At 40.0% G+C, this 16,427-nt stretch carries 15 protein-coding genes; 12 read left to right on the forward strand and 3 right to left on the reverse strand.

What is annotated here, in order from left to right; genetic code table 11:
* Positions 1 to 12 precede the first annotated feature (12 nt).
* Both OJ16_RS18565 and OJ16_RS18570 read left to right on the forward strand, forming a co-directional pair.
* Positions 13 to 1,002 carry an aldo/keto reductase gene (locus OJ16_RS18565; RefSeq protein WP_040992851.1) on the forward strand — a complete coding sequence of 330 codons (990 nt, stop codon included), beginning with the start codon at positions 13 to 15 and terminating at the stop codon, positions 1,000 to 1,002.
* Between the two features lie 186 nt (positions 1,003 to 1,188).
* A complete protein-coding gene (locus OJ16_RS18570) occupies positions 1,189 to 2,286 on the forward strand; it encodes a LacI family DNA-binding transcriptional regulator (protein WP_040992853.1) in 1,098 nt (365 codons plus the stop codon).
* Positions 2,287 to 2,333: 47 nt separating this feature from the next.
* Here OJ16_RS18570 and OJ16_RS18575 read toward each other — a convergent pair whose 3' ends face one another.
* Positions 2,334 to 3,110: a sulfite exporter TauE/SafE family protein gene (locus tag OJ16_RS18575; protein ID WP_040992855.1), complete on the reverse strand. Its 777-nt coding sequence runs from the start codon at positions 3,108 to 3,110 to the stop codon at positions 2,334 to 2,336.
* Positions 3,111 to 3,371: 261 nt separating this feature from the next.
* On the opposite strand from OJ16_RS18575, the gene OJ16_RS18580 reads away from it, so the two are divergent.
* Entirely contained in the window at positions 3,372 to 4,703 is a 1,332-nt protein-coding gene (locus OJ16_RS18580) for a PTS sugar transporter subunit IIC (RefSeq protein ID WP_040992857.1), read from the forward strand.
* A 7-nt stretch (positions 4,704 to 4,710) separates the two neighbouring features.
* Positions 4,711 to 6,120 (forward strand): sulfatase family protein, encoded by a 1,410-nt coding sequence (locus tag OJ16_RS18585; RefSeq protein ID WP_160289874.1) that lies wholly within the window; start codon positions 4,711 to 4,713, stop codon positions 6,118 to 6,120.
* A gap of 189 nt (positions 6,121 to 6,309) precedes the next feature.
* Here the strand turns inward: OJ16_RS18585 and manA are convergent, their stop codons facing one another.
* Both manA and OJ16_RS18595 read right to left on the reverse strand, forming a co-directional pair.
* The gene (gene manA, locus OJ16_RS18590) at positions 6,310 to 7,509 is read right to left on the reverse strand and encodes a mannose-6-phosphate isomerase, class I (protein ID WP_408063511.1); all 1,200 of its coding nucleotides are present in this window, start codon (positions 7,507 to 7,509) and stop codon (positions 6,310 to 6,312) included.
* Positions 7,510 to 7,600: 91 nt separating this feature from the next.
* The gene (locus OJ16_RS18595; protein ID WP_040992863.1) at positions 7,601 to 8,305 is read right to left on the reverse strand and encodes a GntR family transcriptional regulator; all 705 of its coding nucleotides are present in this window, start codon (positions 8,303 to 8,305) and stop codon (positions 7,601 to 7,603) included.
* A gap of 357 nt (positions 8,306 to 8,662) precedes the next feature.
* Here OJ16_RS18595 and OJ16_RS18600 point away from each other — a divergent pair, with 357 nt between their 5' ends.
* The 8 genes from OJ16_RS18600 (at position 8,663) to OJ16_RS18635 (ending at position 16,205) form a co-directional block, all read left to right on the forward strand.
* A complete protein-coding gene (locus tag OJ16_RS18600) occupies positions 8,663 to 8,965 on the forward strand; it encodes a PTS sugar transporter subunit IIB (RefSeq protein ID WP_040992865.1) in 303 nt (100 codons plus the stop codon).
* 58 nt (positions 8,966 to 9,023) lie between these two features.
* On the forward strand, positions 9,024 to 10,361 hold the full coding sequence (locus OJ16_RS18605) for a PTS sugar transporter subunit IIC (protein WP_040992867.1): 1,338 nt from the start codon (positions 9,024 to 9,026) through the stop codon (positions 10,359 to 10,361).
* Positions 10,362 to 10,496: 135 nt separating this feature from the next.
* Positions 10,497 to 10,859 carry a PTS lactose/cellobiose transporter subunit IIA gene (locus OJ16_RS18610; RefSeq protein WP_040992869.1) on the forward strand — a complete coding sequence of 121 codons (363 nt, stop codon included), beginning with the start codon at positions 10,497 to 10,499 and terminating at the stop codon, positions 10,857 to 10,859.
* Between the two features lie 47 nt (positions 10,860 to 10,906).
* Positions 10,907 to 12,289 carry a glycoside hydrolase family 1 protein gene (locus tag OJ16_RS18615; RefSeq protein ID WP_040992871.1) on the forward strand — a complete coding sequence of 461 codons (1,383 nt, stop codon included), beginning with the start codon at positions 10,907 to 10,909 and terminating at the stop codon, positions 12,287 to 12,289.
* Between the two features lie 27 nt (positions 12,290 to 12,316).
* Entirely contained in the window at positions 12,317 to 12,940 is a 624-nt protein-coding gene (locus OJ16_RS18620) for a polysaccharide deacetylase family protein (RefSeq protein WP_040992873.1), read from the forward strand.
* A gap of 1 nt (position 12,941) precedes the next feature.
* Positions 12,942 to 13,850: an ROK family protein gene (locus OJ16_RS18625; RefSeq protein WP_040992875.1), complete on the forward strand. Its 909-nt coding sequence runs from the start codon at positions 12,942 to 12,944 to the stop codon at positions 13,848 to 13,850.
* A gap of 60 nt (positions 13,851 to 13,910) precedes the next feature.
* A complete protein-coding gene (locus tag OJ16_RS18630; RefSeq protein WP_040992877.1) occupies positions 13,911 to 14,807 on the forward strand; it encodes an ROK family protein in 897 nt (298 codons plus the stop codon).
* Complete coding sequence (locus tag OJ16_RS18635; protein WP_040992879.1) at positions 14,808 to 16,205, forward strand: glycoside hydrolase family 1 protein; 1,398 nt, start codon at positions 14,808 to 14,810, stop codon at positions 16,203 to 16,205. It abuts the gene before it with no gap.
* Positions 16,206 to 16,427: the final 222 nt, after the last annotated feature.

Raw genomic sequence — 16,427 nt, forward strand, 5'->3', positions numbered from 1 at the left:
AAGGATTGATATATGGAAAATAAAATAATTAACGATTTGCAAGTATCCTCTTTGGGGTTCGGTTGTTGGGCTATGGGGGGGACATGGAATAATGTAAATGACAACGAATCTATCGCTGCAGTGCACCGTGCTATTGATGTCGGGGTTAATTTTTTTGATACCGCTCCTATTTACGGTAAAGGACATTCTGAAATCATATTAGGTAAAGCGCTGAAAGGAATTGAGCGCGATAAAGTTATTGTAGCAACCAAATGTGGCCTGCCATTTGCGTATAGTCCAGAGCTCGGTCGAGTGAAGTCTAGGCATGACTTGTCTAAAGAGAGCATTTTTGCTGAAGTTGATGACTCATTATCACGATTAGGTACTGAATATATCGACTTGTATCAATTGCATTGGCCTGATCCAAATACGCCAATTGTCGAAACAGGAGAGGCATTACGTGAATTGCAACGTCAAGGCAAAATTCGCAACGTTGGGGTGTCTAACTTCTCGATCGATATGACTCGGGAATTGATGAAAGTGATTGATCTCGCTACATACCAAGGGCTCTACAACCTGATTGAGCAAAACCCTGAGCACTACCACAATATTCCTCTTGCTTATCGAGCGCGAAGTGAAGTGCTCCCATTTTGTGCAGAATTTAATTTGAAATATTTGCCATACAGTCCTTTAATGCAGGGATTGCTGACAGGAACCTTCTCTGAGAGCAATAACTTTGACAGTAACGATGACCGTGCCGCAAACCCTAAATTAAGTGGTGAAGCATTTAAAGACTATCTCGCTTGTGCCAACGAATTGTCGAGTTTTGCTAAGAATGTAGGGGTCGATCTGGCGCATATCGCAATTCAATGGTTAATTAATCAACAGCAAGTTGGACCTGTAATCGCTGGCGTTTATGATGTAAACCATGTCGAACAAAATGCACGCTATGCATCTACGAAAATTGATAATGATGTCTTAGACGAGGCGGAGCGTATTGTTGCAGGTTGGAAACTCACCTAATTATTAGAGCCTTATTTAGTGTAATTAGAAGGAGCGCCGTTTTAGGCGCTCCTTTTATTTTTTTGTGGACTTAGTTTTCCTTTCATTTTCATGAAAACTATGAAAACATGAATCTACTTCTTATGGGTACGATAAAAACATCTATTCTGAAGTATGGTAATTCTTTGTTAATTAAAGTGTTTTTATATGTCTGATAATGATTATTCACAAGAGCAGCAAGAGAATTCTAGAAAGATGGCTACTATTCACGATGTTTCTTTAATGGCGAATGTTTCAAATGCCACAGTATCGCGGGTATTTAGCGGTAATGCGAATGTAAAGAGTGAAACGAAAGAGTTGGTTTTAAGCGCTGCACGTAAGCTAGGCTATAACCCAGAAAAAATCTCAGAGCTTTCTAATGCAAGTTTCGTAGTGTCTGCCGTAAGCACCAAATCCAATACGATAGGAATGGTTGTCTCTCACTTGTCAACGGCCAGTTTTGGACAGTTTTATCTATCAGCGCAGCAGCACGCTATTCGAGAAGGAAAGCAATTAATGCTTTTTAATGGGGAAGGTGTGCGCAGTCGAGAAAAGAGCTACGTTTCGCTTTTAGTAGAGCGGGGCTGTGAAGTTATTATTTTAGTTGAAACTGAATTATTAGGATCTGAGGTTGAAGCTTTAACTGTTCGAGGCCAAACGTTAATCCGCTTTGATAGTAAGTACGATGAGTCAGAGTATTCTATTAGCTACGATCATTCTTCAGCTTGTTACTCTGCATGTCAGTTTTTAATTGCAAATAAGCACCAAAAATTTGCCTTATTTCCGGGGGTAGGTATAGCGGCAAATGCACGTATTGATGGCTATAAACAGGCTATGAAAGACTACGGTTTAGTATTTAATCCTAGTGTGATCCTTGACCATATTGTTGATGGGAATTCAGGTGTAATGGAGCTTTGTAGGACTGGAGTTGAATTCAGCGCCATTGTATCGGCTACTGATGTGATTGCAGCTGAGGCAATGGCAACACTAAGGCAGTTTGGTTATGAAGTCCCTGATGATATTTCTATTATTAGTTTGGAAGGCTCTGAGCTGGCTGAGTTTACTTACCCGAGACTGACGACAGTAGAAACGCCAGTCTCGTATATTGCAGAGGAACTTATCGAAGCTTCAATTCAGGTACTTGAAGGAAAAGCGTTGACTTCACTTCAAGATAAGCCTCTTACGGGTCGTTTAGTTCCAAGAGAGTCGGTTAAACCGTACCAATCAAAAAGTCAGTACGATGCGCGGCCAAAGGTTGGTCGTTAGCCAACTCATATGAGAGGTTTCCTGTGCCTCTCATATTTTCTGTGTATTTATAAATACCTGAAGCACATGCTTCCGACACTAAGAATTACAAGGGATAGCGTTATGTTGTCTAACCTTTGCATCGAAATAGTTTTCATCAATTTATGTGCAATAGGGATTGCGATTAGGCTACCAGCAAATAATTGGATTGATAGAGTGACATTTGTTTGACCATTCAAGCCATACACTAAAGCGGCGAACCCGGAAAGTAACATAGTCACGAATACCGATACTCCCACAGCTTGCTTTATATTGAGATTTAAGAAACGTATTAAAATAGGTAGTACGATGATCCCTCCACCGACCCCGGTGCAACCTATCACACTTCCTGCAAATAGCCCTGCAAATACAATTTGGTACCAAGGTTTCGTTTGGGCTAAATCGTTCGTGATTTTAGTAACCGTTCTTGAGCTAAGCTTGTTACGAATCATGATAGTTAAAGAGCTTGCCATAGCAAGCAAAATCAGCCCCTCAATCACTATGTTTACGTTATTGGCGTAGTTAGATTTCATACCGATGGATATAAGATATGAGCCTATGATTGTGGTCGGTGCTGTCGTTAGCAAAAATATGAAGCTGGTTTTAATAGGTATATTGCCTAAATGATAGTGTGTTGCACTTGAAGAGAGTTTCATTAGCATAGAACAGAGGTTTGCTGTTGCGACAGATGAGACTGGATCCATCTTAAATAAATACATTAAAACTGGGATCATCAGCACTCCACCACCAACACCAGTCATTGAGATTGTGAGCCCCAGCAGCATCCCAATAAATAATTCAAACATACATACACACCTTGGTTTTCATGTGTTTTCATTGTATTGAAAATACATGCACAAGTCTAATAGGTTGAGGTTACAATCATTTTAAAGCTTAAAGTATTGATTGGTAAGGTTTTATTGCCTTAATTTAAAACCATATGGTTTTGACGAAGATCACATATATGTAAATTCATGAAAATACGACTGTAACCCTCACTACATAGACGGTAATATCCAAACTGTGCCGGACATAAACGAAATTCACCCTACAAATAAGTGGACGATATGAAAGCTCTAGAAAACTTTTTTAATAAACATAGTGCAAAGATAAACGCGTTTGCTACTAATAAATATGTATCTTCGATTAGAGATACATTTATTAGTACACTACCAATTATCATGCCCGCCTCTTTTTTTATTCTTTTTAGTCAGTTGTTCCTAAATCCGTTATTCGGATTACCAGTATGGCTGGGAGAGGATCATGTTGCGATAGGATTTATGGCAGAGGTCTCTAACCTTTTAGTAGGAGGGACGCTGAATATGTTTGCACTATTTGCTTGCTTTAAATTAGCGTCACTTTTAGCCGCAAAAGAGGGAAAAGACCCAGTAGGAACTGGTTTGGTTGCTCTCGCGGCTTTTTATATTATTACACCTGACTTTTCTGTAGCAAATGTAAGCTCAAAGGGACTATTTGCTGCAGTATTGGTTGCTATCTTAGCAACAAGGGTTTTTCATTATTTATCTGCAAGTGAAAAGCTTAAAATAAAAATGCCGGACCAAGTACCTCCTGCCGTCGCTACTTCTTTTGCAGCAATGTTACCTGCGACATTTACACTGGTGCTATTTTCGGTTATAGCGGCGCTACTCAAGATGTATGAAACATCTGTCCCTCTTATTATTACCCAGCTTATTCAAGCACCATTATCTAATTTAGCGGGTAATATATGGGGATTGATGACAGTTGATATTATTCAAAACATGCTTTGGATCTTTGGTATACATGGTGGTGCCGTCTTAGGTGGTGTCAAGTCAATGCTTTTTGCTCCAATGCAAGATGATAACTTGCGTGCAGTTGCCGAAGGGGCCTCAATGTGGGATTTACCACATGATATGACTTGGCTGTCATATGACCTTTATGCAAACGTTGGTGGTGCAGGTGCTTCACTGGCCTTATTAATTGCAATTCTACTCACTTCTCGTCGAATTCATTATCGTAAAGTAGCACAAATCGCTTTGATACCGTGTTTGTTTAACATTTGCGAGCCGATGGTGTTCGGCCTACCAATTATACTCAACCCAATTTTTGCTATTCCATTCGTTGTAGCCCCTACATTGATGTTGGGTTTTGCTGGCTTTGTCACTTCTCTCGGTTTAGTTCCGCCACTTGGTATTCTTGTTCCATGGACGACGCCTGTTGGAGTTGGTGCTTTTTTAGCTTCAGGTGGTTCTTGGCAAGCAGGTGTGTTAGCTCTCTGTACATTGGTTATCGGAATAATGGTTTACATTCCATTTGTTAAGTTGGCAAATAGAGCGGCAGAACCCGGAGAGCTTATGGGAAATGAAAAAAGTGCTTCGACAGAAGAAGCGAGAAGTTTGACAACTGCAGATGCCAAGTAAGCGAGAAATGATGATGACTAAACGCCCTAATATTCTTTTACTATTTACCGATCAGCAACGTAAGGACTCTTTAGGGTGTTATGGCAATGATATTGCTGTGACACCAAATATCGATGACTTGGCTAATCAAGGAGCAAAGTTTGAGCATTTCTTTACTCAAGCCCCTATATGTGGACCTAGCCGAGTTTCACTGCTGACCGGTCGTTACTGTAGCTCACATGGCATAGGTGCTAATGGTCCTGTTGTACCGGAAGAGCTTTTGACAATTCAGAAGAGACTGAAGCCGTATGGCTATAAAACAGCCAACTTTGGAAAACTCCACTTTCTTCCTCATTCATTTAGGGATCATCGTGAACATCACCCGTCGTATGGGTTTGATGAGTATGTAATTTCAGATGAGCCTGGTTGTTATGATGACCCATACACTGAGTGGGTTAAGCAAAAAGCACCAGAGCAGTTGGATGCAGTTCGAACAGCGCTTCCTTCACAAGCTCGCCGATTTGGCCGGCCTGAGTATAGTGATAGAAAACGAGATCCAGAAACACCGTTCTCATTTGAAGGAGATGAGTCGTTAACTCATAGCAGTTTTGTCACTGAATTGACTCGTGACTTTATTGAAAGACAAGAACAGAGCCATGATCCGTTCTTTTGTATAGCTGGTTACTATGCGCCACATGCGCCAGTGAACCCGCCAAAGCGCTTTCTAGATCTTTATAAAACAGAAGATATGCCACTGCCAAAGGTTGGTAAGTCAGAAGCGATAATGGCGAAACTAAAAGATTTTAGTGATGACGAGTGGCGCGAGATCCGTCGTTATTATATGGCGCTTGTAAGTCATGTTGATGATTGTGTTGGCGGGGTAGTTCAGTCATTAAAGGATACTGGACAATATGATAATACTATTATTGTCTTTGTTTCCGACCATGGAGAGTATTTAGGTGATCATGGCCGAGTGCAGAAAGGTATGCCTGGAGAAGATGTCATCACCAATGTCCCATTCATTATCCACTATCCGAAGGGGATTAAACCGCAAGCTTACACACAGTTGGTTGAGAGTGTCGATTGGGTGCCGACGATGTTGGAATTGGCAGGTATTCCACTTTCTCAGGATATACAGGGAGAATCTTTAGCACCGTTAATGAGCGGTCGAGTTGATACCCATAAGTCATTGATTTTAACAGAGCAATTTGAGCCTTATGGGTTACGTCAAGTCTCCATTCGAGATGAAAAGTTCCGTTACTACAGCGATAGCGAAGGAAAAGAACTTTTGTTTGATTTAGAAGTGGATCCTGATGAATTGGAAAGTGTCGCTCAAGATCCGAGTTATTCAGAGATACTGTCTATGATGAGGTTCAAGATGCTGCAAAAGATACAGCAAGTGGCCTATCCTAATGTAGAGAAAATATTCGCATATTAGCGAGCTTTTTTAAAATGATAAAAGTCGATGCGATAGCATCGACTTTTATCATTTTATTTTCCCCAAAAAAACATCTTCTAGTATTAAGGCTATGCTCGAAGAAGGTTCATGTTCAATATATCCAAGTTTGTGACCAGCAATCAAGGAGCTAAAGAACATGAGCAGATGTCTCACATTTACGATAATTTGCTAGTAAGCGCGTGCGATATCTCCTCGACTCGTGATCGAGTAGGAGTTTGTGGAAAATGGGATAAAAATAGATTCTCCTTTTCCGATAGTAATACATTGGTTATTTGTATCAGTCACCGTAACATCGGCGTCGATAGCAAAGAGTATTTCTGCGCGATCCATGTTTACAGTATGATTTTTGGGACATTTATAAATAGAAAAAGCAAAGTCATCGACAGGAATAGGGAAGGAATACTCACAATTATTGATGACAGCTTGAGTTAAAATGTTTTCTTTTTTGAGTGGTACAAACAGGCAAGAACTTACCAGTTCAGTAACGTCAATATATTTGGGAGTTAAGCCAGCTCTTAGAACATTGTCTGAGTTAGCCATAATTTCAAGGGCGGTTCCTTTTAAATAAGCGTGAGGAGTACCTGCATCAAGGAACATTGCTTCACCAGGCGCTAATAAAATTACATTTAGAAATAGTGGCGCTAGCAAACCTACATCATTTGGATAGACCTCATTAAGTTCTAAAATGATTTTAGCGAGTTTATCATCGTTATTTTTTGACCATTGCAATAACTCAATTAGAACCAGTTCTTTCCGTTCGCCTTCCAAACTCAATAGTTGAGTGAATAGAGAGCATAGTCCGCGGTCATTTTTTGATTCTTCGAATGCGCTAAGCTCATTTTTAAGTTCTTCAATGTTGACCTTTCGGAATTGCTGAGCAATATCTTCAAACAATCTAAATCCATTCATTGCAAGAAAAGGCGTTAGTGCGTAAACAAGTTCGGGCTTATGGTTTGCATCTTTGTAGTTTCGCTCAAACGCATCGATGTGTAGCTTGGCCTGGTTCTCTCTGTCAAATCCCAGCTTGGCGTCTTTTTTACTAGGGTGGACTTGAATTGATAAGGCTTGTTTTGCTGATAATACTTTGAATAAATATGGTAACTCACCAAATTGTGTTGCTGTGGGCTCTCCTAAAGAACTATGGATATTCTCAGTAATGAAATCGCGTAGTAGTAGGGCGTTTTGGTCTATGTTGATTTCAGAACTAGCCTTTGGGTGTGCTCCCATCCAAATTTCTGCAAATGGCTTATCATCAGGGTTTTGAATATTAAAAAGTTCCGGGATTGATGTGTTGCTACCCCAAGGGTAGTTTTGAATTGAATTTGTTAGTTTAAAGAAAGATTTAGAGTTGTACATAATAATCTCCAAAGATAAAAAAAGCTCTGTATACGGGGGTATGACAGAGCCAGAATATATTGAAATTTTACTAAGCTATATTTGGAGCAAAATAAAGATGATGTTATATTTTTATGAAATTTGTTGCAAATTTAAACATATCACAACGATGTTTGACATTTGAATATTCAAATATCTCACCATTATCTAAATAAACAACCTGTTCAACATTAACTACACTATCATCAAGTTTTAATAAGAGGTTTTCACTTTCAATTTCACCAGCTTTAGTTATAGTGATTTCCATTGTTGAACTATGAATTTTTAACCCTAAAGAAGAGTTAATATATTCGTATATTGAATTTTCTACATGCTTTTTTGAAAGTCCCGTGATGATATTGATTGGCATATAGGTGTCTTCAATAACATTAGGTTCTCCATCAGAAACTCGAACTCGAATGATGTGGTAAAGCATATCACCTTCAATGCAGTTGAGTCTGTCAGCAAGAAAATCAGTTGCAGGTTCAACGGAGTAATTTAGTACTCTAGTTTCGAGTTTTTGTCCTGTCGCTGCAGCATTAGCTTTGGTTCCGTAAAGGTGTTTCGGCGCTTGGGTGCTCAGTGGACGTTTAACAAACGATCCCGAGCCTCTTTTGCGCACAACGAACCCGTCATGAACCAAGATATCTAAAGCTTTTTTGATGGTAAGTTCACTACAACCAAATTCATTTGCTAAAGAAGTACCGTCTGGTAACTTTACGTTGCTTTCGTACTTACCATGTAAAATTCGATCTTTGATGGTTTCATATATTTCAAGGTATTTGACCATGCCATTTCCCGTTATTAGGTTTACTACTATAGCGTTTAACAAATATTAAACTCTTTGTCCATTCAAACCTGAATAACGTAACCGCGTTTATATGACACCGATCCCCATTCTGCTCAATATGGCTCATTTGTTAACCTAAATAATAAACCATATGGTTTTTAAATCAATAACTATGCTGTTTTATTTTTAAAACTATATTTTTAGTGTGACGAAGGTAATGTTTTTGCAGAATCTAGCTTCACCTAAGAGATGAGATCTGGTCTATTACAATCGAAATATGAAGTTATTGAGATAATCACTAGAACCAAGAATGCGTTCTCAATAATCAAATGAATTACGAAAATAGGGGAAATCAAAATGGTAAAAAAAATCTTTCTAGTTTGTTCTGCTGGTATGTCGACATCAATGGTTGTGAACAAAATGCGCGACGCTGCGAATAACAAAGGCATGGAGGCGGAAATTAAAGCTTATTCTATCTCTGAGTTTGCAGATGTGGTGGATCAATATGAGATTTGCATGGTTGCGCCACAAATCAAATACGAGTTTGAACGCTTAAGTGGTATCTGCGCCGAGAAAGGCGTTAAGTGCGGGCAGATTGGTATGATGGAATACGGGATGTTGAATGGTGCAGCGGTTCTAGATGCGGCATTGGCGCTATAAAAAATAAAGCTGCTCGTGGGGAGCAGCTTTTAATAATAAATTAATTGAGACACAGGCTATGTCTAATCAAAATAAATTTTTTACATTCTTAGAGAATGTTGTTGCTCCAATTGCTGGAAAAGTCGGCGCTCAACGTCATATATGTGCAATACGTGATGCTTTTGTGACCGCAATTCCTTTTATTATTGTAGGATCTTTTCTGCTTGTAATCGCTTTTCCTCCATTTGGAGAGAATGCAACAAACGTATGGGCGACGTTTGCGCGTGACTATCGAGATGAAATCCTACATCCGTTTAATTTTACAATGGGTATCATGACTCTCTGGATTGTAACAGGTTTGGGTTACAATCTAGCGAAGTCCTATGATAAGACAATCAAGAGTCCTCTGCTAGCGGGTGTGCTCTCATTATCGACATTTTTAATGATTTCCGCACCTGTGACTGAAGGAAAACTTGAAATGGCATATATGGGGGGGGCTGGTATATTTACTGGACTTCTTGTAGGTATTTTCGTTCCAGAGCTGATGCATTTTCTTAAAAAGCATAACATTGGGTTTAAATTACCTACTCAAGTACCTGAAAAAGTACGTGAGTCATTTGACCTATTCATTCCAATTTTAATCGTTATTGTGACGATTTATCCTCTGAATTTATATGTCCAGTCTCAAACCGGTTTTATTATTCCACAGGCAATTATGGAGTTATTTAAACCACTGGTATCTGCATCCGACACGCTACCAGCATTGCTACTTGTATCATTTATTGCCCAAGTTTTGTGGTGGGCAGGTGTGCATGGCTCTCTAATTACAGGTGGAATTATCGCGCCGTTCGTTCTTGCTAATCTTACTACTAATCAAGAAGCGCTTGCAGCTGGCGTCGAAGGCACTCAATTACCAGCGATCTTTGCTCAGCCAATGCTTGATTTTTTTATGATGGCCGGAGGCTCTGGTGCTACATTTGTTCTCGTTCTGATGTTCTTGCGATCAAAAGCAGCTCACTTAAGAGCGATAGGTAAAATGTCCTTGATTCCAGGTATGTTCAATATCAATGAGCCGGTTTCTTTCGGTACACCAATAGTAATGAATCCGACATACTTTATCCCTTGGATTTTGGTGCCCCAGGCATGCGGTATCTTCACATGGGCAATGTTCAAGCTGGAGCTAATGCATCGTATTATTGCTATTCCACCATGGACTGCCCCGACACCATTAGGTGCGGCGTGGGCGACTAACTGGTCAGTAATTGCTGTTGTTACAGTGCTAGTAAACTATGTCATTGCGACTGCAATTTGGTACCCATTCATGAAGATTCATGAAAAGCAGTTACTCGAAGAAGAAGCGAAAATGGCCGCTGCCCAACAGCAGGCACAATCAACGACTCAACCACTAACAGCGTAATCTAAGCGAGGAGAGGGAATATCTTTCCCTCTCCTATAACTTGATAGTTTTTATTTAAAACATTGGGCCTCAGATAATTGAGGTCACGGGGATGTTTTAAGTAAAATTTATTACGGTTGAAAAAGAGGACTCAAGATGTCAGAACAATTTGAAATTAATGCAGTCGAAGATATTTCAGAAGAATTTCTAATGATGCTTTTAACACAAGCCGCAATGGGAGAATCGGCTTCAAAAGAAGCAATGATAAAAGCACGACAAGGTGAATTTGAAGTTGCTAAGCAGCTTATTGAGCAAGCAGAGGAAGCATTCACGGAAGTACATAAGACCCAGACAGCACTCATTGGCTTCGATGAAGGTGAAGGAAAGGTGCCAATGACTCTTATTCTTACGCACATTCAAGATCATATTATGACGGGTATGTTGGCAAAAGAAATTGCATTCGAAATTATCTCTATTAGAGAAGAAATGGCGGAGCTTAGAGCAGCGTTAAGGTCATAAATCAAGCGTAAGTAGAGGCTTTTAATAGCTATCAGAAGGTTACATATATGAAGATATTTCCTCAAGGCTTTTGGTGGGGGTCTGCAACATCGGCTGCGCAATCTGAAGGTTCCTCCCTAAAAGGTGGGAAGTCAGCGAGTATTTGGGACCATTGGCATGCAATTCAACCTGAACGTTTCCATAATGGTGTTGGTTGCGCTGACGCTTCGACGTTCTATGAAAATTGGAGAGACGACATTGCTCTAATGAAAGAGCTTGGCCACAACTCTTTCAGAACATCTATAGCATGGTCTCGACTTATACCAAGCGGTGATGGTGAAATTAATCAAGAAGCTGTCGATTTTTATAGCAATGTAATTGACGAATTAATAGAGCAGGGAATTGAGCCGTTTATCAACCTTTATCACTTTGATATGCCATTGTGCATGCAAGAAAAAGGAGGATGGGAGTCAAGAGAGGTAGTTGATGCTTACGCTAACTATGCCAAGACGTGCTTTGTATTATTTGGTGATCGGGTGGTGAAGTGGTTTACACACAATGAGCCAATTGTTCCTGTAGAAGGCGGCTACCTCTATGATTTCCATTACCCAAATATTGTCGATTTTAAACGTGCTGCAACAGTGGCACACAACACCTTGGTTGCTCATTCAAAGGCTGTTATCGCATATCGTAGTTTAGGTTTGAAAGGTGAGATAGGCATTATTTTAAATCTTACACCATCATACCCACGATCACAAAACCAAGCTGATTTGTTAGCAGCAGAACGTGCAGATTTATTATTTAATCGCTCATTTTTAGATCCTGTGACTAAAGGCGAATATCCAAGCGAACTTGTTACGTTACTCAGTGAATACGGGCAATTGCCTGGGTGCCACGATGGAGATCTGGAGATAATCAAAGCAGGTGTAGTTGATTTGTTAGGGGTTAATTTTTACTTTCCTCGGCGCGTGCAAGCACCTCGATATGCCCCACACCCTGACGCATTATTTATGCCAGAGTGGTTCTTTGAGCCTTACGAAATGCCGGGTAGAAAGATGAACCCTCATCGTGGCTGGGAGATATATGAGGAGGCCATGTATGACATCGCTATTAATCTGAAAGATAACTATAACAATATCCCGTGGTTTGTTTCAGAAAATGGCATGGGGGTAGAGGGAGAAGAAAAATTCCGTGCTGAAAGCTTTCAGATACAAGATGATTATCGTATTGAATTTGTGAAAGAACATCTGTCATGGTTACATAAAGCTATTGATGAGGGGGCTAACTGTAAAGGTTATCACTTATGGACGTTTATTGACTGCTGGTCATGGTGTAACGCATATAAGAATCGCTATGGATGGATTGAACTCGATCTCGAAACACAGGCTCGTAGAATGAAAAAGTCTGGTCAGTGGTTTGCTCAAGTTTCAAACGATAATGGATTCGAGTAGCTATTAATATGTTCTTAGGGGAGTCAGATGAAGCTAGCACTTACTTTTGACGGTTGTGAACCAGAGTTAACCATTAAGCTTTTAGGTTTGCTAAATCAGCACAAAGCTAAAGGCTCTTTCTTTGTTTTAGGTTCATATATAAAGCAAGCGGAAGACGTGATTAAGTGTTTACAAAGAGGTGGGCATCTCATCGGTGGTAATCATTATGACTACCTCGATTCGACGTTACTCGACTTTAGTGAATTTATCGAACAAGTTCATAGGTGTACAGAAGCTTTAAAAGCAGTAACTGGACAAATGGTTAATTATTACCGTCCTCCATTTGGTTCAATTTGCAATGAGCAATGTGCATATCTTATCGACTATGGTCTGACTCCTATTTTTTGGAATGTAGATTCAACAGACAGTAGTACCGAGTCAGCAAAGGTAGAGAATATTGTTGGGAGAATAATGACGAATGTTACTGCTAACAGTGTTATTCGTTGTCACTTAGACGGGAATGAAAAGTCAAACAGTATTTTGAGGGCATTGAAGATAGTGATTCCTATGCTGCAACAATGTGGCTATGAATTTGTCACTCTGAATGAAATAAACTCGCATAAGGCCAATCAGTTGAACGGCTTTTCTCGCCAAGCGATTTTTGAGGTTTAAAATGATTGTAGGTTTAGATATTGGTGGTACAAAAATAGAGGGTATAGGCCTAGTCAAGCTTGCAGGCTCGGACGTATATGAAACCGTTATTAAACATAGAGAGCCAACAAACAAAGAAAGTTATGCGGCTTTTATAGATTCAGTGATGTTGGTGATTGATAAAGTAGCGGCGCACGGGAAAATTGAATCTATCGGCATTGGATGTTGTGGTTCAGTTGGGCATGACGGACTAATGCAAGGGGCCAATGTCACAGTTTTAAATGGTCAAGACTTTATTGGCGACTTACGTTCAAGAACTGACGTTGATGTCGCCATTGCAAATGATGCGGATTGTCTAGCGCTATCAGAATTTAAAGATGGTGCAGCAATAGATGCAGAGCAATCTTGTATGGCAGTTATTATTGGGACTGGTTGCGGTTCTGGTATCGTGATAAACCAGAAATTGGTGACCGGATCGAATAAGCTAGGAGGCGAAATTGGTCATAACCCCCTTCCAAATTTCAATCCTGACATCGATGGTAAAGCAGTGAAATGTTACTGCGGGTCGATGAACTGTACAGAGAGTTTTGTTTCAGGCACTGGCTTTGCTCGTACATTCAGTCAAAAGTATTTTGAAGCTGACTCTAAACAGATTATCGAAATGGTTCGTGCTGGCGATAGTAAAGCGCAAGAGCATTTTGACGTCTATTGCGATCAACTAGCGCGGACACTTGGTTCTATTGTCAATTTCGTAGACCCAGAGGTTATTGTTCTGGGGGGAGGGATGTCGAATGTTGATGAGATTTATGCAAAGGTTCAAGACAAGCTGCACGCATATACATTCACAAAGTCTGTTACGACAAAAGTTGTTAAAAATTGCCATGGGGACTCTTCCGGAGTTCGAGGCGCAGCATTTTTGAATGCGCTATAAAAAATTTTTGTTATAACGACGAAAAACCATATGGTTATCTTTTTTTAAGTATATTTATTTATGAATTATATTGTACTCGATTTCGGTGGCAGTTCTGTCAAATGTGCGGTGATGAATAGCAACGCTCAGATAATGAGGCAATTTTCATTGTCAAGCCAAGTCGATTCATACGATAGCTGGCTAGATATGTTTGCCCCACACTTCGATAAATATCGAAATGAATTTAATGTTCAAGGAATCGCCATTAGTAGTTGTGGGGCAGTTGATGTTGATAGCGGCATCATCCATGGTTCAAGCGCACTTCCGTATATTCACGACATAGATGTCAAGGCCCTATACAACGAACGTTTCAATGTGCCAGTCGAATTGGAAAATGATGCTTGCTGTGCAGCACTTGCTGAATCTTGGATCGGTAAGGGCAAGCACTCCGATCATTTTTGTCTATTAGTCATTGGCACTGGCGTTGGTGGCGCGATTGTTACTCAGCATTCCGTTATGAAAGGTCACCACCTTCATGGAGGAGAGTTTGGTTACATGATAATGGATTACCAAGACGATCAACCTGTAATTTTAGGTCATTTAGCATCTACACATGCGCTTGTAGTAATGACTGCAGACAAGTTGGGAGTTCCAGTAGATTCTTTGAACGGGCTAAAAGTCTTCGAGATGTACGATGAAAATCATAGTGAAGTCATCGCTGTCGTCGATAAGTGGTTGAAATACTTAGCTACAGGGATTTACAACATTCAATATAGCGTCGATCCAGAAGTAATTATTATTGGTGGTGCAATTAGCCAACGAAATGACCTTATCGACCTTTTAAACAAAACACTCGACAGCATGCTCGCAGTACTTCCTGTTGCGCGTATCCGTCCAAATCTTGAAGTTTCCGAGTTTGGCAATGATGCAAACTTAGTTGGAGCTTTGAAACATTATTTGAATAGGCAAGGTTCTTAAATGACAAAATATGTATTTCCCAAAGATTTTAAATGGGGCGCGGCAGCATCTGGCATTCAGACCGAGGGTCGTACGAATAAGGCTAATGATTCTATTTGGGATCTTTGGCATCGTGAGTCTCCGGAACGTTTCTTCCGTGGTATCGGATCTGATAAAGTCACCGATACTTACCACCGTTATGAGGAAGATGTGCAGCTGATGAAAAAAGTTGGCTTCAACTCATTCCGTACTTCAATTCAGTGGTCACGGCTGATTAAAGATTATGAAACTGGCGAAGTATGTCAAGATGCGGTCCAATTTTATAACAACTACTTAGATGAGATGATTACAAATGGTATAGAACCTATGATGAATCTCTATCACTTTGATATGCCTGCAGAGCTACAGAAAAAATACGGTGGCTTTGAATCAAAAAAAGTAGTTGATCTTTATGTGGATTACGCGGTTAAGGCATTCCAGATTTTTGGTAACAAAGTAAAGTACTGGATTACCTTCAATGAGCCGATTGTCCCTGTAGAGGGGGGGTATCTGTACGACTTCCACTACCCTTGCAAAAAAGACGGTAAACTTGCGGTACAAGTGGGTTACAACATCATTCTAGCGCATGCGAAAGCGGTAAAAGAGTTTCATAAACTTGAACTTAAAGAATCAAAAATTGGTGTTGTGCTTAATTTAACTCCATCATACACGCGTGATGAACGAGAAGAAGATAAAAAAGCTGCGTGGTATGCAGACCTCCTATTTAATCGCAGTTTTCTTGACCCAATGGTAAAGAACGAGATCCCCCAAGAGCTTTGTGAGATTTTTGCTGAGCATGGTGTTACTCCAGAAACGACTTCTGAAGAGATAGATTACATTACATCAGCGAAAATTGACTTTTTAGGCGTAAACTATTATGTACCTCGAAGGGTTAAAGCTCGTGAAGTGGCCTATGATTTAGATTACTTCACGCCAGAGTATTACTTTGAGAATTACATTAACCCTGAAGGACGTTTTAATCCATACCGTGATAACAATGAGATCTTACCAACGGCTATCCATGATATTGCAATAAATGTTAAGGATAACTACGGAAACATCCCTTGGTTCCTTGCGGAAATAGGAATAGCGATGGATGAAGAGTCTGAAGGTAAGCCTGGAAGTGACGGGATTATTGACGACACATTCCGCACAGACTTAATGAAGGAGCATTTAATCCAGTTGCATCGTGCACTGGAAGATGGAGCAAATTGCTTTGGAGTCCACCAGTGGACCTTTATTGACAACTGGTCGTGGACTAATTCCTTTAAGCGACGTTATGGATTTTATCGCCTAGACTTAGAGACAGGTAATCGTATACCGAAGAAGCACGGCTTGTGGTTTAAGGAGTTATCAATTTCGGGAAGTTTCAACGTTTAAATCGGGAAAAGTTAAAAAATAAAAAGCGCCACTTCGTGTGGCGTTTTTTTATTTTTAACTTTTATAAATAAAAAAATATGGTGCTTGGAATAAATGCAATTAAATCCTTAACTGATGTCACATAAAGCGAATTAAATAAAACTATATACTTTTAAATGCTTAAGTATATGTATATTATTTGTTTCGAGTCGATGTTGAAGTTATAGGTATGAAATTGGATGC

Origin of the sequence: Vibrio renipiscarius, from assembly GCF_000827885.1 — a bacterium.
In the GTDB taxonomy this organism is placed as follows: Bacteria; Pseudomonadota; Gammaproteobacteria; order Enterobacterales; family Vibrionaceae; genus Vibrio; species Vibrio renipiscarius.

Excerpts from the sequence above, each read along its gene's own strand:
- OJ16_RS18565 (WP_040992851.1), top strand. The coding sequence starts at position 13 with ATGGAAAATAAAATAATTAACGATTTGCAAGTATCCTCTTTGGGGTTC.
- OJ16_RS18570 (WP_040992853.1), top strand. The coding sequence starts at position 1,189 with ATGTCTGATAATGATTATTCACAAGAGCAGCAAGAGAATTCTAGAAAG.
- OJ16_RS18575 (WP_040992855.1), bottom strand. The coding sequence starts at position 3,110 with ATGTTTGAATTATTTATTGGGATGCTGCTGGGGCTCACAATCTCAATG.
- OJ16_RS18580 (WP_040992857.1), top strand. The coding sequence starts at position 3,372 with ATGAAAGCTCTAGAAAACTTTTTTAATAAACATAGTGCAAAGATAAAC.
- OJ16_RS18585 (WP_160289874.1), top strand. The coding sequence starts at position 4,711 with ATGATGATGACTAAACGCCCTAATATTCTTTTACTATTTACCGATCAG.
- OJ16_RS18595 (WP_040992863.1), bottom strand. The coding sequence starts at position 8,305 with ATGGTCAAATACCTTGAAATATATGAAACCATCAAAGATCGAATTTTA.
- OJ16_RS18600 (WP_040992865.1), top strand. The coding sequence starts at position 8,663 with ATGGTAAAAAAAATCTTTCTAGTTTGTTCTGCTGGTATGTCGACATCA.
- OJ16_RS18605 (WP_040992867.1), top strand. The coding sequence starts at position 9,024 with ATGTCTAATCAAAATAAATTTTTTACATTCTTAGAGAATGTTGTTGCT.
- OJ16_RS18610 (WP_040992869.1), top strand. The coding sequence starts at position 10,497 with ATGTCAGAACAATTTGAAATTAATGCAGTCGAAGATATTTCAGAAGAA.
- OJ16_RS18615 (WP_040992871.1), top strand. The coding sequence starts at position 10,907 with ATGAAGATATTTCCTCAAGGCTTTTGGTGGGGGTCTGCAACATCGGCT.
- OJ16_RS18620 (WP_040992873.1), top strand. The coding sequence starts at position 12,317 with ATGAAGCTAGCACTTACTTTTGACGGTTGTGAACCAGAGTTAACCATT.
- OJ16_RS18625 (WP_040992875.1), top strand. The coding sequence starts at position 12,942 with ATGATTGTAGGTTTAGATATTGGTGGTACAAAAATAGAGGGTATAGGC.
- OJ16_RS18630 (WP_040992877.1), top strand. The coding sequence starts at position 13,911 with ATGAATTATATTGTACTCGATTTCGGTGGCAGTTCTGTCAAATGTGCG.
- OJ16_RS18635 (WP_040992879.1), top strand. The coding sequence starts at position 14,808 with ATGACAAAATATGTATTTCCCAAAGATTTTAAATGGGGCGCGGCAGCA.